Origin of the sequence: Microterricola pindariensis (assembly GCF_002936985.1) — a bacterium.
Lineage (GTDB): Bacteria > Actinomycetota > Actinomycetes > Actinomycetales > Microbacteriaceae > Microterricola > Microterricola pindariensis.
The window spans coordinates 1-12532 of sequence record NZ_MPZN01000038.1; the positions used below are offsets into that span (position 1 = coordinate 1).

The following is a 12532-nucleotide window of genomic DNA, read 5'->3' on the forward strand; positions in this document are numbered from 1 at the left end:
GAGCTCGAACGCCTCCGCCCCGGCGAGCGCGGCGCCGTCGGCGACACTGAGCAGCCTCTTCCGCTCCAGCGACAGCGAGGTCGCGGCGACGACGATCAGGATCAGGGCGAGCGCGAAGGCGCCGTAGAAGACGGTGAGCACCAGGCTCGAGCCCTCCTCCCCGCGCAGCCTCCCCCTCAGCGCCCCGGTCACGGCCCTCCTCCCCAGAACGTCGACACCCGTTGGGTGGCGGATGCCGCCAGCGGCACGCTCGCGCTCTGCTGCAGCCCGAGCACATCCGGCACCAGCGGCAGCGCCACGGTGACGCGCACGCTCACGGTGACGACCTCCCCGCGCACCAGGCAGCGCGGCTGGCCGTCGCCGCAGTCGAACTCCAGCGTGCTGGTCTCGGCGGGGAGCCCGTAGTCGGCGAGGGTCACGGCGAGCGCACGCCCGGCCGCGGCCTGCCCGGCCTCCTCGTTCGCCGCCTGCACGAAGGCGCGGGCGGCCTGCCGCGCGGCCCCCTCCGCGGCGAGCGCGCCCGCCTGCAGCGCGGAGACGGCGAGCACGAGGTACACCAGCGGAACCATCAGGATCAGGCCGACGGTAAGGAACTCGAGCGAGGCCGAGCCGCGCTCAGTCCGGAAGCTCCACGGCCGCATGCCCGGTCACCTCCAGCCCCGACGCGATCCCGAACAGGCCGATCAGCGGCAGCGGGGCGACGACCCGCACCTCCGTGCTGCGCAGCTCGGCCACCTCGGTGTAGCCGGCCGTCACGTTGCCGGCATAGCCCGCGCCGATGCCGAGGGTGATCAGCTCGCGGGTGCGCTGGAGGCCGTCGTCCAGCGTCGCCCCGGCCCGGGCCGCCATCCGCGCCCCCTCCGCTGCGGCATCCTGCACCGTGTTGCGGACGTGCAGGGCCAGGGCCAGCTGCACGACGGCCAGGCAGAGCAGGGTGAGGAGGGCGGCGACCATCGTGAACTCGGCGAGCGCGCTACCGCGCTCGTCGCGCACCGCGCCGCGGGGCTGCACGGTGTCAGAAGCTGAGGACGCGCTGGATGGCCTGATCGAAGACCTGCGCAAGCGCCGTGCCGGCCAGGCCCCAGATCAACACCACCAGCCCGGCCGTCATCAGCGAGATCAGAACCCAGCCGGGCACGTCGCCGCGCTCCTCCTCGCGCAGCCGCGCCATTCCTGTGATTCGGGACATGGTTGTCTTCCTTCCTGTTCAGAACCCGGCCTGGAGCACGAACACCCCAGGGAAGATGGCGAAGATGACGGTGAGCGGCAAGATCAGGAAGATCAGCGGCACCAGCATCAGTACCTCCTTCTTGCCGCCGCTCTCCAACAGCTCCCGCTTGGCGACGCCGCGCGCGTCACTCGCCTGCGCGCGCAGCACCTCGGCCAGCGGGGTGCCGCGCTCGAGCACCGCGATCATCTGGTCCACACAGCGCGCGAGCGCGGTGACGCGCAGTTCGGCGGCAAGCTCGTGCAGGGCCCGGGTGAGCGGGATGCCGGTGTGCACCCGAGCGACGACGACGCCAAACTCCGCGGCGAGCCCGCCGGAGCTGGCCCGGGAGACACGGGCGAGGGCGTCCTGCAGGCCCTCTCCCGCCGACAGGCTCAACGAGAGGAACTCGAGCACCAGCGGCAGCTCGGCCTCGATCCGGCGCAGCCGCGCCCGAGCACGCCGGCGCAGCACCAGCTCCGGCAGCGCGCCGCCCACGAGGAACGCCGTCGGCGGCAGGGCGACCTGCGCGAGCGGGGACAGCGTGCCGAGGGCCGAGCCGAGGATCGTGACGGTGAGTCCCACGGCCAGGCCGAGCACGGCGGCGAGCAGCTGCTCGGTGCGGAACTGCACGACGCTGCGGCCCGACCCGGCCTGGCGGAGCCGCCGGGCCAACACCTCGGAGCCGCCGAGCACGTCTCCGAGGACCGCCGCCGCCCGGGCCGCGGCGGGGGCGAACAGCGTGCCGAGCACCGGCAGCGGGTCGACGGTGTGCCGGCCGGCCCGCTCCCGCGCGGCTTCCGAGACGTCGCTCAGGTACGGTGCGACCCGGTCGATCAGGCGCGCCCGGCGGAGCCGCGGTGTCAGCGCGACGAGCGACCACAGCCCGAGTCCGAGCGTGCAGCCCAGCACAAGCGCCCAGCCAGCGGCGGGGCTCATCGGAACCACCGCTGTTCCTCTGGCAGCCGGCCGAGGCGCAGCATGACCCGGTACGCCACGACGGAGAGGAGCAGCCCGCCGAGGATCAGCACCGAGCCGGCCGGGGTGTCGTAGGCGCGGGCCGCCTCGGGGCGCGAGGCGAGCAGCACCAGCACGATCCAGGGCGCCGCGACGCCGAGCCGGGCCGCGTTGACGACCCAGCCCTGCCGCGCCCGCAGCTCCGCGCGCACCGCCGCGTCCTCGCGCAGGTAGCCGGCGAGGCTGCGCAGCACACCGGTCAGCTCGGTGCCGCCGACCTCGCGGGCCATCTTCAATGTCTCCAGGATCCGGTCGGCGACGGGGTCGGCGAGCGCGTCCTTCAACCGCTCGACGCTCTGGACGAAGTTCGCGCTCGACCGGTAGTCGCGCTCGAAATCGGCGAACGGCGCGCGCGTGCTCGGCGGCCCCACCCTGGCGAGGCTGCTCACCGAGTCCGGCAGGGAGAGGCCGGAGCGCACAGCCGAGACCAGATGGTCGACGACATCCGGCCAGACCTCGCGGTTCGCACTGCGGCGGGCCGCCGCCCGCCAGCGCACCAGCACCAGGGGCAGCAGCAGTGCGGCGGCCCCGCACACCACGGCGAGCGCAGTGATGCCGAGGAGGGCCTGGGCGAGCCCGGCGGCGATGACGCCGAGGGCGACGGAGAGTGCGGCGAGGGCGAGCGGCGGCACCCCGCGGAGGCCGGCCTGCGCGAGCAGGCGTGCTGCCGCGGCGCGGGGCCCGGATGTCACACCGGCCGTGGGCCCCGCCGGCTGCCCGCCCCGCCCGGCCGGCCAGAACAGCGGGGCGAGCACCAACAGCAACCCGGCCCCGAGCGCGGCCCCGAGCAGCGTGGTCAGCAGCGGGCTCATACCGGCACCGCCCCGAGCACGACGGCCGGGTCGAACCCGGCCGCACGGAACTTCTCGAGCTTCGTCGGCTGGGCGCCGGGCGCCCAGAGCTCGCCGCCGCGCCTCTCGAACAGGGTCTCCGCCTCGACCTGCTCGTCGCGCACCTGCCCCGTCACGGCGAGGACCTCGGCGAGCCGGCGCCGGCCGTGCCTGTCCATCTCGCAGTGCACCACGATGTCGACGCAGCTGGCCACCGTCGGCAGCACGAACGAGGAGTCGATGTTGCGCCCGGCCAGCAGCGGGAGCGTGCAGAGCTTGACCAGGGCGTCGCGCCCGGAGTTGGCGTGGATCGAGCAGGCGCCGGGCACACCGCTGTTCAGGGCGATGAGCAGGTCGAGACTCTCCGCCTCGCGCACCTCCCCGACCACGAGCCGGTCCGGCCGCATCCGCAGCGCCTCCTTGATCAGTCGGCGCAGCGTGATCTCGCCGGTTCCCTCCAGGCTGGGCTGCCTGCACTGCATGGCGACCACGTCCCGGGCGCGGAGGTCGAGCTCGAAAGTCTCCTCGACGGTCACGATGCGCTCGCGCTCCCTGGCCGCCCCGATCAACGCGTTCAACATCGTCGTCTTGCCGGCCTGCGTAGCCCCGGAGACGAGGATGTTCTGCCCGGCCAGCACGCACATGCGCAGGAACTCGGCCGTCTGCCGGTTGAGCGAGCCGGCGGCGACCAGCTGGTTGAGGCTGCGGATGCGGCGGCTGAACTTGCGGATGTTCAGCGACCAGAACCGGGCCGTGACGTCGGGGATGACGACGTGCAACCGGCTGCCGTCCGGCAGGGAGGCGTCGACGAACGGCGAGCTGAGGTCGACCCGTCGCCCGGAGCTCTGCAGCATCCGCTCGACCAGCTCCCGCACCTCCCGCTCCGCCAACACCGTGGTGGTCAGCTCCGGCACGCCGGCCCTGGCCACGAAGACGCGGGTCGGCGAGTTCACCCACACCTCCTCGATCTCCGGGTCGTCGAGGTAGGGCTGCAGCGCGCCGAACCCGGTCAGCGAGGCGACGGCCTCGCGCGCGGCCTGCTCCTCGTCGTGGATCAGCGGCAACGAACTGCCGAGGGCCCGCTCGCTGTAGCGCTGCACCTCAGCGCGCACATAGCTCTCGGCGAGGGCCGCATCGGCGGCCAGGTCGACGCTCTCCCGGCGCACGCGCAACCGCACCTGCTCGGTGATCATGCGCACGGCGTCGCTCATGCCGACCATGATGCTCCATTTGCCCCGGCGGCGCAGAAGTTATCCACAGGCCCCTCTTCCACCTAAGCTGGGGAGGCACTCGCGGGAGTGGTGAAATTGGCAGACACGCAGGATTTAGGTTCCTGTGCTTTCGAGCGTGAGGGTTCAAGTCCCTTCTCCCGCACCACCGGTCGGCGCTGACGGCGTCGGCCGTGGCGCGCTAACCGCAGGCGGCCTTGACCGCACTGGCGGCGTCCTGGATCGCCGTTTGCTGATCGACGATCGCGCCGGCGTCGATCTCGCCGGCCTCGTTCGTCGGCAGGCCGGCGACGAACGCGGACGCCTCGGCGATCTTCTCGTCGACGGCCGTCAGGGCATCGGCGACGGCAGCGTTGTCGGCACTCTCGGCCAGCGCCAGGATGCGCTCGCTGTAGCCCTTGAGCTTGGCCTCGATCTCGCTCGGCGTGCCCGCCGCGGCCAGCGTGTTCTGCGCGCCGTTCGCGATATCGCGCGTCGCGGATTGCACGGCCGCGCAGGCGTCGGCGCTCGGCGTCGGGCTCGCACCACCGCCCGAGGCGCAGCCGGAGAGCAGGAGCGCGCCCGCCAGGGCGAGCACTGCGGTTGTTCTGGATCCGCGCATTTCGTCTTCCCCGATCGTGAGACCCCACGTTCGAGGGGCACAAACCACTGTGCGCCCCCTGTCGACCGATGTAAATGGCGCGATCCGGGCAATCCGCACCACTCGGACCGCATCGGAGTCCCGGAAATCTGTCAGCAATCACCACACTCGTTCGGTATTGTGTAGGTATGCCTAAGCTAATCTCGCCCGAGTCGCACGTCTCTGAAACCGTCGTCTCAGAGGACCCGCTCGCCTTGGGAGCGCGCCTGCGCACCGAGACGCACGATCAGCACCGCTCCACCGAGTCGCGCACCTTCATCGTGCGGCTGATGAAGGGCGAGCTCTCGCTGGCCGACTACACCCGCTACCTGGCGCAGATGGCCTGGGTCTACGAGGCCCTCGAGTCGCGCACCCCCAGCGAATCCGACTTCGCGATCTACGACGTGCGCCTGAACCGCCTCGCCGAGATCGAGAGCGACCTCGTCGCCCTCGGCGCAGCCGACTGGCGCAGCAGCCACCCGGCCCTGCCCTCCACGCAGCGCTACGCCGACCGCCTGCGCGAGCTCGTCGCGACCGACTCGCCGCGCTACGTCGCCCACCACTACACCCGCTACCTCGGCGACCTCTCCGGCGGCCAGGCCATCTCCCGTCTCGTGGCCCGGCACTACGCCGCCACCGACGAGCAGCTCGCCTTCTACCGCTTCGACGGCATCGAGAACCATGTGCACTTCAAGCGCGAGTACCGCGAGCAGCTCGACGCCCTCCCGCTGAGCGAAGAGGAGTCGGCAGCCGTCGTCGAGGAGGCGCTGGCCGCCTTCGAGTTCAACGGCGCGCTGTTCGACGAGCTGCAGACGCCCGCCGTCGCCGCGTAGTCGTGCACATCACCACCAGCGTCAGCGATGACCTCGTCGGACTGCTGGGTGATGTCGGCGCGATCGTCTTCTACCTCATCGTCTGGGGACTGGTCTTCGCCGGCACCGCCCTGTTCTTCGGAATCTTCGTTCCCTTCGTCACCGGTGACTCGCTCCTCTTCGCCGCCGGCCTGATCGCCGCGAGCGCATCCGGAGTCGACATCTGGGTGCTCACGATCGGCGTCGGCATCGCCGCGTTCCTCGGCGACCAGGTCGGCTTCCTGCTCGGACGCCGCTTCGGCAGGCCGTACCTCGACAAACGCGGCGGCGCACGCACGCAGAAGGCCATCGCGAAGACCGAGTGGTTCTACCACACCTTCGGCTGGTGGTCCGTGGTGATCGCGCGCTTCGTGCCGTGGGGTCGCGTGTTCATCCCCGTCATCGCCGGCGTCGGCCGGATGGCGTATCTGCGGTTCGTCACGGCCAACCTCGTCGGTGCGCTGGCCTGGGGCGTCGGAATCACCCTGATCGGCTACTTCGCCGCATCCATCCCCGCGGTGAAGGCCGGCTCCTACGTGATCGCGGGCATCGTCATCACCGCCTCCATCGTCGCCGGCATCCGCGCCTGGCGGATTGACAAGGCGGAGCGCGCCGCAGCCGCTGCCACGCCGGGAACATCTACATCCGAGGGATGATCTTGGCGAGCGGACCGGTTGGTGCACCCCTCGGAAAGCTAGACTTCACCTCGTGATCCATACCGCTCTCATCCCCTGGCTCGACCCTGAGGTCATCATTTCCTCGGCCGGACCGTGGGCATTGCTCGTGGTGTGCGCGATCGTCTTCTCCGAGACAGGCCTGCTGGTCGGCTTCCTGCTTCCCGGGGACACGCTGCTCGTCATCTCCGGCCTGCTCACCCACACGTTGCTCGTCTTCGGCGTGGAGATCTGGTGGGTCTGCCTCGCGATCAGTTTTGCCGCGTTCCTCGGCGGCGAGGTCGGCTATCTGATCGGCCACAAGCTCGGCCCGAAGGTGTTCGAGCGCAAGGAGTCCGGGCTGTTCAGCGTCGAGAACGTCCGCAGGACCAACGCTTTCTTCGACCGTTTCGGCGCCCTGGCGATCGTCCTGGCCCGCTTCGTGCCGATCGTGCGCACCTTCGCCCCCGTCGCGGCCGGCGTCGGCCACATGGACTACAAGAAGTACTCGCTCTACAACGCCATCGGCGCGCTGATCTGGGGCGCCGGCCTGACCTACTTCGGCTTCCTGCTCGGCTACATCCCGCCGATCGCTAACTTCGTCCAGTCCTACATCGACCTGATCCTGCTCGGCGCAGTGACAATCACCCTGATTCCGACCGTCTGGCACTACATCAGCTCCTCGGTCAAGGCCAAGCGCTCGACGGCCGCCGGCGCGGACAAGGTCACGGATGCCGAGGAGGCCGCCGCGCTGGCACTCGACCCCGAGCTGCTGAACGGCAAGGACCCGGCCTAGGCAGCGCCGCTAGGCGTGCGAGTGGTCCTCGTGCGCCGCGTGGGTGGCCGGCTCCAGCTGGAAGGTTGAGTGGGCCACGTCGAAGTGTTCCTCGAGGCACTCGCTGAGCTCGTCGAGCAGGCAGCCGCCGGCATCCCCGCTCAGCACCTCCGGCTCCACCACCACGTGGGCGCTGAACACATGGCTGCCCGTCGTGATCGCCCAGACGTGCACGTCGTGCACGTCGACGACGCCGGGCGTGCGCAGGATGTGCGCGCGGATCTCGGCCACGTTGGTGTCGGCCGGCACGGCCTGGCTGAGCACCCGCACCACGTCCCGGAGCAGCGAGAAGGCGCGCGGCGCGATCATGACGGCGATCGCCAGGGAGGCGATCGCGTCGGCCTTCTCGAAGCCGGTCGTCATGATCACGACGGCGGCGATGATGACGGCGACGGAGCCGAGCATGTCGCCGAACACCTCCAGATAGGCGCCGCGCATGTTGATCGAGTCTTTCGCTCCCCCGCGCAGCACGAACATCGCGGCGATGTTGGCGGCCAGCCCGAGCACCGCGACCAGCAGCATGGTGCCGCCCTGCACCTCCGGCCCTCCCGGCTCGATGAGCCGGCGGATGCCCTCGATGCTCACCCCGACGGCGACGACGGTGAGCACGACGCCGTTGAACAGCGCGGCGAACACCTCGGCCCGCTGATAGCCGTAGGTCTGCCGGTCATTCGCCGGCCGGGCCGCGATCACCGTCGCGACGAGGGCGATGATCAGGCCGGTGAGGTCGGAGAACATGTGGCCGGCGTCGGCCAGCAGCGAGAGCGAGCCGCTGAGCAGGGCGCCGACCACCTCGACGAGCAGGAACGCGCCGATGATGCCGATCGCGACGAGCAGCCTGGTGCGGTTCGTCGAGTGATCGGCGTGGCTGTGGTCGTGTCCCATGTGCTCCACGCTAGGCGGGCGCGCGAGCGCCACGCCAGCGCGTATGCCTAGTTAGGAATGAGTGCCATTCTCAATAGCTTGAAGCAGCACGGGGATCAGCGCGGCGACCGCCCTGGCCCGGTGGCTGGTGGCGTTCTTGACCTCCGGCGCGAGCTCGGCAGCCGTCAGCTCCGAGCCCTCCGGGATGAAGATCGGGTCGTAGCCGAAGCCGTGCGCGCCGGACACCTCGGTGGCCAGGGTGCCCGGCCAGACGCCAGATGCCACATGCTCGAACGCCGCTGCGCCCGCGCCGTTGCCGGGGATGACGAGTGCGATGGCGCAGTGGAACGCCGCGGCGCGGTTCGGCGCGCGCATGTCGGACAGCTGGTCCAGCAGCAGCTGCGTGTTGGCGAGGCTGTCGCCGTGGCCACCCGCCCAGCGGGCGGAGAAGATGCCCGGCGCGCCGCCCATGACGTCGACGCTGATGCCGGAGTCGTCGGCGAGGGCGATCCGGCCGGTGTGGCCCGCCGCCGTCCGCGCCTTGATGAGCGCGTTCGCGGCGAACGTGGTGCCGTCCTCGACGGGCTCCGGCCCGTCGTAGGCGTGCACGACGGCATCCGGCAGCACCTCGGCGAGGATCCGCTGGAACTCCTCCACCTTGTGCTGGTTGTGCGTGGCGAGCACGAACTCGATGCTCATGCGCGCGCGGCCTCGAGCGAGGACGCCAGCGCGGCGGTCTGCAGCGCGGTGAGCGTCGCGGCGCCGCCGACGGCGAGGTCGAGGAGGGCGTCCAGCTCGCGGCGGTCGAAGGGGGCGGCCTCGGCCGTTCCCTGCACCTCGACGAAGAGCCCGCGGCCCGTGACGACGACGTTCATGTCGGTCTCCGCGCGGACGTCCTCGGTGTATGCCAGATCGAGCATGGGCTCGCCGTCGATGATTCCGACGGAGACGGCGGCGACGCTGTCGATTAGCGGCTGCGCCTTCTGGGCGAGGAACTTCTTGCCGCGGCCCCACTCGAGGGCGTCGGCGAGGGCGACGTAGGCGCCGGTGATCGCGGCGGTGCGGGTGCCGCCGTCGGCCTGCAGCACGTCGCAGTCGATGACGATGGTGTTCTCGCCGAGCGCCTTCATGTCGACGACGGCGCGGAGGCTCCGGCCGATCAGCCGGCTGATCTCGTGAGTGCGGCCGCCGATCTTGCCCTTGACCGACTCGCGGTCCATGCGCGAGTTCGTGCTGCGCGGCAGCATCGAGTACTCGGCGGTGACCCAGCCCTTGCCCTTGCCGGCCATCCAGCGGGGCACGCCGTTGGTGAACGAGGCGGTGCAGAGAACCTTGGTGCGGCCGAACGAGATCAGCGCGCTGCCCTCGGCCTGATCGCTCCAGCCGCGCTCGATCGTGACGGGGCGCAGGTCGCTGACGGATCGGCCGTCGACGCGGACGAGGTCGGAGCTGTTCAGAGTGGTCACGGTGTCTCCTAGTGGGTTTTCGCGCTGGTGGCGGGGGGAACGCTGGTGAGCTCGACGGTCGAGATGTCGGGCCCGATGAGGCGGTGGGCGAGGTCGAGGAAGGCGCTGGTGCTCTCGCCCGTCGCCTCGTAGCGGTAGCTGGGGGCGCCGGGGGCGGTGCGCTCCAGGCCCTGGCTGACGAGGGTGCGGTAGACGTCTTTGGCCGTCTCGGTGTCGCTGGAGACGAGCGTGACGTCCTCGCCCATCACATAGCTGATGGCGCCCTTGAGGAACGGGTAGTGGGTGCAGCCGAGCACGAGGGTGTCGACATCCGCCGCCTTCAACGGGGCGAGGTACTCCTCCGCCGTCGCGAGCACCTCGGCACCGGTGGTCACGCCTGACTCCACGAACTCCACGAAGCGCGGGCAGGCCTGGCTGAACAGCTCGAGGGTGGGTGCCGCGGCGAAGGCGTCGTTGTAGGCGCGGGACGCGATGGTTCCCGCCGTGCCGATGACGCCGACCCGGTTGTTGCGGGTGCTGACCACGGCGCGGCGCACAGCCGGCTGGATGACCTCGATCACGGGCACGCTGTAGCGCTCCCTGGCGTCGCGGAGCATCGCTGAGGAGGCGGTGTTGCAGGCGATGACGAGCATCTTCACGCCCTGGTCGACCAGATCGTCGAGCACCTCGAGGGCGTAGCCGCGCACGGCGGCAATCTTCTTCGGGCCGTACGGCGAGTGGGCGAGGTCACCGATGTAGAGAATCGACTCGTTCGGCAGTTGATCCTTCACGGCCCGGGCGACGGTCAAACCGCCAACGCCGGAGTCGAAGATCCCAATCGGTGCATCAGTCACGTCAATCAACCCTACTAGGCTGGCCTGCGTGACCAGCTCCGCACTCCTGACTGACCGCTACGAACTCACCATGGTCGATGCGGCCATGCAGAGCGGAACCGCCGACAGGGCCTGCCTGTTCGAGGCCTTCGCCCGCCGACTGCCGAACGGGCGCCGCTACGGCATCGTCGCCGGCACCGGCCGCCTGCTGGAGCTGATCCAGGCGTTCCGCTTCGAGGATGCCGAGCTCGACTGGCTCCGCGACAACAACGTGGTGCGCCAGGGCACCCTGGATTGGCTCGCCGACTACCGCTTCAGCGGCGAGATCTGGGGCTACCGGGAGGGCGAGGTGTACTTCCCCGGCTCTCCCCTGCTGACCGTGGAGTCGAGCTTCGCCGAGGGCGTCATCCTCGAGACGCTGATTCTCAGCGTGCTGAACTACGACACCTCGGTGGCCAGCGCCGCCGCCCGCATGGTCTCTGTCGCCCTCGGCCGCCCGATCGCCGAGATGGGCTCGCGCCGCACCGGCGAGCAGTCCGCCGTCGCGGCGGCCCGCGCCGCCTACATCGCCGGCTTCGACGCGACCAGCAACCTGGAGGCCGGCCGCCGCTGGGGCCTGCCGACGATGGGCACGGCCGCGCACGCCTTCACCCTGCTGCACGACAGCGAGGAGGACGCCTTCCGCGCCCAAGTGGCGGCGTTCGGCCCCGGGACCACCCTGCTGGTGGACACCTACGACATCCACGCGGGCGTGGAGCTGGCCGTCGCCGTCGCCGGCACCGGGCTCGGCGCCGTGCGCATCGACTCGGGCGACCTGCCGACGGTGGTGGCCGCCGTGCGTGAGCAGCTGGACAGCCTCGGCGCCGTCAACACGCGCATCACCGTGACCAGCGACCTGGACGAGCACACCATCGCAGGCCTCTCCGGCTCCCCCGTCGACGGCTACGGCGTCGGCACCTCGGTCGTCACCGGCTCTGGCGCACCGGCGGCCGGCATGGTCTACAAGCTCGTCGCGCACAAGGGCGACCGGGGCGAGGACTGGATCCCGGTGGCCAAGGCCAGCGCCCAGAAGGTGAGCGTCGGCGGCCGCAAGCGCGCCTTCCGGCGGCTGGATGCCACCCGCACGGCGCGCGAGGAGATCGTCGACGTGCAGGGCAGCGGCGTCGACACCCCGGCCGGTGCGCCGGGCGAGAACCAGCGCGAGCTGCTGGTGCAGCTCGTGCACCACGGCGTTCCGGAGGAGCGCTACCTCGGCCATGCGGGCACGCTGCTGGCCCGCGAGCACCGCGCCGCCGTCATGCAGGAGCTGCCGATCCAGGCGTTCCGCCTCGGGCAGGGCGACCCCGTCATCCCCACCGTCTACCGCTAGGCCGCCTCCCCCTGGGCTGCGCACCCCCACCCCGCGGCCACCCGCGCCCTGCGCCAGTTGGTCGGCATCCGCGCCACATCCTCTGGCGCGCAGGCCGACCAAGTGGCGCAGCGCGCTCCACTCCGCACCTAGGAGACCCCCGGTACCGCGCGGGGCAGCCGCGATGAGTGGGGCCGGCCAGATCAGTGCGGCGGGCGCAGCCGGGCGGTCGAGGCCCGCGCCCTGCGCCAGTTGGTCGGCATCCGCGCCACATCCTCGGGCGCGCAGGCCGACCAAGTGGCGCAGCGCGCTCCACTCCGCGCATAGGAGACCCCCGGGACGCCGCGGGGCGGCCGCGATGAGTGGGGCCGGCCCGATCAGTGCAACGGGCGCAGCCAGCCGGTGGGGGCCCGCGCCCTGCGCCAGTTGGTCGGCATCCGCGCCACATCAGGTGGCGCGGACGCCGACGAAGTGGCGCTGTGTGAGCAGGAGAGGAGGCGAGTGACCTACTCGGACTTCATCTTCTCGTAGATCTCTTTGCAGCTCGGGCAGACGGGGAACTTCTCCGGGTCGCGGCCCGGGGTCCACTTCTTGCCGCAGAGCGCCCGGACGGGCTTGCCGGTCAGCGCCGACTGCAGGATCTTCTCCTTCTTCACGTAATGCGAGAAGCGCTCGTGGTCGCCCGGCTCGATCGACTCCTGGTTGAGCAGCTCTTCGAGCTCACGGTCGAGGGTGGACGTTCCGCCGCCGGGCATTCCCGGGTCGGCGATGCTGGCGCGAAAGAGTTCAGACATGGTTCCA

At 71.0% G+C, this 12532-nt stretch carries 17 protein-coding genes and 1 tRNA gene; 5 read left to right on the top strand and 13 right to left on the bottom strand.

All coding sequences use genetic code 11. The features are described from left to right. From GY24_RS11480 to GY24_RS11505, 7 genes are all read right to left on the bottom strand, one after another. Nucleotides 1-192 (bottom strand): pilus assembly protein TadG-related protein (locus GY24_RS11480; protein WP_233279323.1); only part of this gene is annotated, 192 nt, incomplete at its 3' end. Further along, the gene (locus tag GY24_RS11485; RefSeq protein ID WP_104475872.1) at nt 189-641 is read right to left on the bottom strand and encodes a hypothetical protein; all 453 of its coding nucleotides are present in this window, start codon (nt 639-641) and stop codon (nt 189-191) included. The genes GY24_RS11485 and GY24_RS11480, both read right to left, overlap by 4 nt. Beyond that, a complete protein-coding gene (locus tag GY24_RS11490) occupies nt 616-1011 on the bottom strand; it encodes a TadE/TadG family type IV pilus assembly protein (RefSeq protein ID WP_267892615.1) in 396 nt (131 codons plus the stop codon). Before GY24_RS11490 ends, GY24_RS11485 begins: the two co-directional genes overlap by 26 nt. A gap of 4 nt (nt 1012-1015) precedes the next feature. Further along, nucleotides 1016-1189 carry a hypothetical protein gene (locus tag GY24_RS17865; protein WP_162842935.1) on the bottom strand — a complete coding sequence of 58 codons (174 nt, stop codon included), beginning with the start codon at nt 1187-1189 and terminating at the stop codon, nt 1016-1018. An 18-nt stretch (nt 1190-1207) separates the two neighbouring features. Further along, nucleotides 1208-2146: a type II secretion system F family protein gene (locus GY24_RS11495; RefSeq protein WP_104475874.1), complete on the bottom strand. Its 939-nt coding sequence runs from the start codon at nt 2144-2146 to the stop codon at nt 1208-1210. Continuing rightward, nucleotides 2143-3036 carry a type II secretion system F family protein gene (locus GY24_RS11500; RefSeq protein WP_233279324.1) on the bottom strand — a complete coding sequence of 298 codons (894 nt, stop codon included), beginning with the start codon at nt 3034-3036 and terminating at the stop codon, nt 2143-2145. Before GY24_RS11500 ends, GY24_RS11495 begins: the two co-directional genes overlap by 4 nt. Next, nucleotides 3033-4265: a CpaF family protein gene (locus GY24_RS11505; protein ID WP_104475923.1), complete on the bottom strand. Its 1233-nt coding sequence runs from the start codon at nt 4263-4265 to the stop codon at nt 3033-3035. Before GY24_RS11505 ends, GY24_RS11500 begins: the two co-directional genes overlap by 4 nt. Before the next feature lie 81 nt (nt 4266-4346). Here GY24_RS11505 and GY24_RS11510 point away from each other — a divergent pair. Continuing rightward, nucleotides 4347-4431, top strand: a tRNA-Leu gene (locus GY24_RS11510). A 33-nt stretch (nt 4432-4464) separates the two neighbouring features. Here GY24_RS11510 and GY24_RS11515 read toward each other — a convergent pair. Then, nucleotides 4465-4884 carry a hypothetical protein gene (locus tag GY24_RS11515; protein ID WP_133161183.1) on the bottom strand — a complete coding sequence of 140 codons (420 nt, stop codon included), beginning with the start codon at nt 4882-4884 and terminating at the stop codon, nt 4465-4467. A gap of 167 nt (nt 4885-5051) precedes the next feature. Here GY24_RS11515 and GY24_RS11520 point away from each other — a divergent pair, with 167 nt between their 5' ends. Genes GY24_RS11520 through GY24_RS11530 form a run of 3 tightly spaced genes read left to right on the top strand, consistent with a single transcriptional unit; the run spans nt 5052 to nt 7202 of the window. Then, nucleotides 5052-5735 carry a biliverdin-producing heme oxygenase gene (locus GY24_RS11520; protein WP_161498732.1) on the top strand — a complete coding sequence of 228 codons (684 nt, stop codon included), beginning with the start codon at nt 5052-5054 and terminating at the stop codon, nt 5733-5735. Nucleotides 5736-5737: 2 nt separating this feature from the next. Beyond that, nucleotides 5738-6409, top strand: a complete 672-nt coding sequence (locus GY24_RS11525) for a DedA family protein (RefSeq protein ID WP_231919384.1) — start codon at nt 5738-5740, stop codon at nt 6407-6409. Between the two features lie 55 nt (nt 6410-6464). Next, nucleotides 6465-7202, top strand: a complete 738-nt coding sequence (locus GY24_RS11530) for a DedA family protein (RefSeq protein WP_193953573.1) — start codon at nt 6465-6467, stop codon at nt 7200-7202. A 9-nt stretch (nt 7203-7211) separates the two neighbouring features. On the opposite strand, the gene GY24_RS11535 is transcribed toward GY24_RS11530, so the two are convergent. From GY24_RS11535 to murI, 4 genes are read right to left on the bottom strand one after another with little or no spacing between them, the layout of a single operon-like run. Further along, entirely contained in the window at nt 7212-8126 is a 915-nt protein-coding gene (locus tag GY24_RS11535; RefSeq protein WP_104475882.1) for a cation diffusion facilitator family transporter, read from the bottom strand. 51 nt (nt 8127-8177) lie between these two features. Continuing rightward, a complete protein-coding gene (gene rdgB / locus GY24_RS11540) occupies nt 8178-8804 on the bottom strand; it encodes an RdgB/HAM1 family non-canonical purine NTP pyrophosphatase (protein WP_104475884.1) in 627 nt (208 codons plus the stop codon). Continuing rightward, complete coding sequence (rph, locus tag GY24_RS11545) at nt 8801-9571, bottom strand: ribonuclease PH (RefSeq protein WP_233279325.1); 771 nt, start codon at nt 9569-9571, stop codon at nt 8801-8803. The genes rdgB and rph overlap by 4 nt, the downstream gene beginning before the upstream one ends. 8 nt (nt 9572-9579) lie before the next feature. Beyond that, a complete protein-coding gene (gene murI, locus GY24_RS11550) occupies nt 9580-10404 on the bottom strand; it encodes a glutamate racemase (protein WP_104475927.1) in 825 nt (274 codons plus the stop codon). 28 nt (nt 10405-10432) lie between these two features. Here murI and GY24_RS11555 point away from each other — a divergent pair, with 28 nt between their 5' ends. After that, nucleotides 10433-11752, top strand: a complete 1320-nt coding sequence (locus GY24_RS11555) for a nicotinate phosphoribosyltransferase (RefSeq protein WP_162842936.1) — start codon at nt 10433-10435, stop codon at nt 11750-11752. 485 nt (nt 11753-12237) lie between these two features. On the opposite strand, the gene GY24_RS11560 is transcribed toward GY24_RS11555, so the two are convergent. Beyond that, nucleotides 12238-12525: a DUF3039 domain-containing protein gene (locus GY24_RS11560; RefSeq protein ID WP_067226682.1), complete on the bottom strand. Its 288-nt coding sequence runs from the start codon at nt 12523-12525 to the stop codon at nt 12238-12240. Nucleotides 12526-12532 lie beyond the last annotated feature (7 nt).

Excerpts from the sequence above, each read along its gene's own strand:
- rdgB (WP_104475884.1), bottom strand. The coding sequence starts at position 8,804 with ATGAGCATCGAGTTCGTGCTCGCCACGCACAACCAGCACAAGGTGGAG.
- GY24_RS11500 (WP_233279324.1), bottom strand. The coding sequence starts at position 3,036 with ATGAGCCCGCTGCTGACCACGCTGCTCGGGGCCGCGCTCGGGGCCGGG.
- GY24_RS11560 (WP_067226682.1), bottom strand. The coding sequence starts at position 12,525 with ATGTCTGAACTCTTTCGCGCCAGCATCGCCGACCCGGGAATGCCCGGC.
- GY24_RS17865 (WP_162842935.1), bottom strand. The coding sequence starts at position 1,189 with ATGTCCCGAATCACAGGAATGGCGCGGCTGCGCGAGGAGGAGCGCGGC.
- GY24_RS11535 (WP_104475882.1), bottom strand. The coding sequence starts at position 8,126 with ATGGGACACGACCACAGCCACGCCGATCACTCGACGAACCGCACCAGG.
- GY24_RS11495 (WP_104475874.1), bottom strand. The coding sequence starts at position 2,146 with ATGAGCCCCGCCGCTGGCTGGGCGCTTGTGCTGGGCTGCACGCTCGGA.
- GY24_RS11485 (WP_104475872.1), bottom strand. The coding sequence starts at position 641 with ATGCGGCCGTGGAGCTTCCGGACTGAGCGCGGCTCGGCCTCGCTCGAG.
- GY24_RS11515 (WP_133161183.1), bottom strand. The coding sequence starts at position 4,884 with ATGCGCGGATCCAGAACAACCGCAGTGCTCGCCCTGGCGGGCGCGCTC.
- GY24_RS11505 (WP_104475923.1), bottom strand. The coding sequence starts at position 4,265 with ATGAGCGACGCCGTGCGCATGATCACCGAGCAGGTGCGGTTGCGCGTG.
- GY24_RS11520 (WP_161498732.1), top strand. The coding sequence starts at position 5,052 with ATGCCTAAGCTAATCTCGCCCGAGTCGCACGTCTCTGAAACCGTCGTC.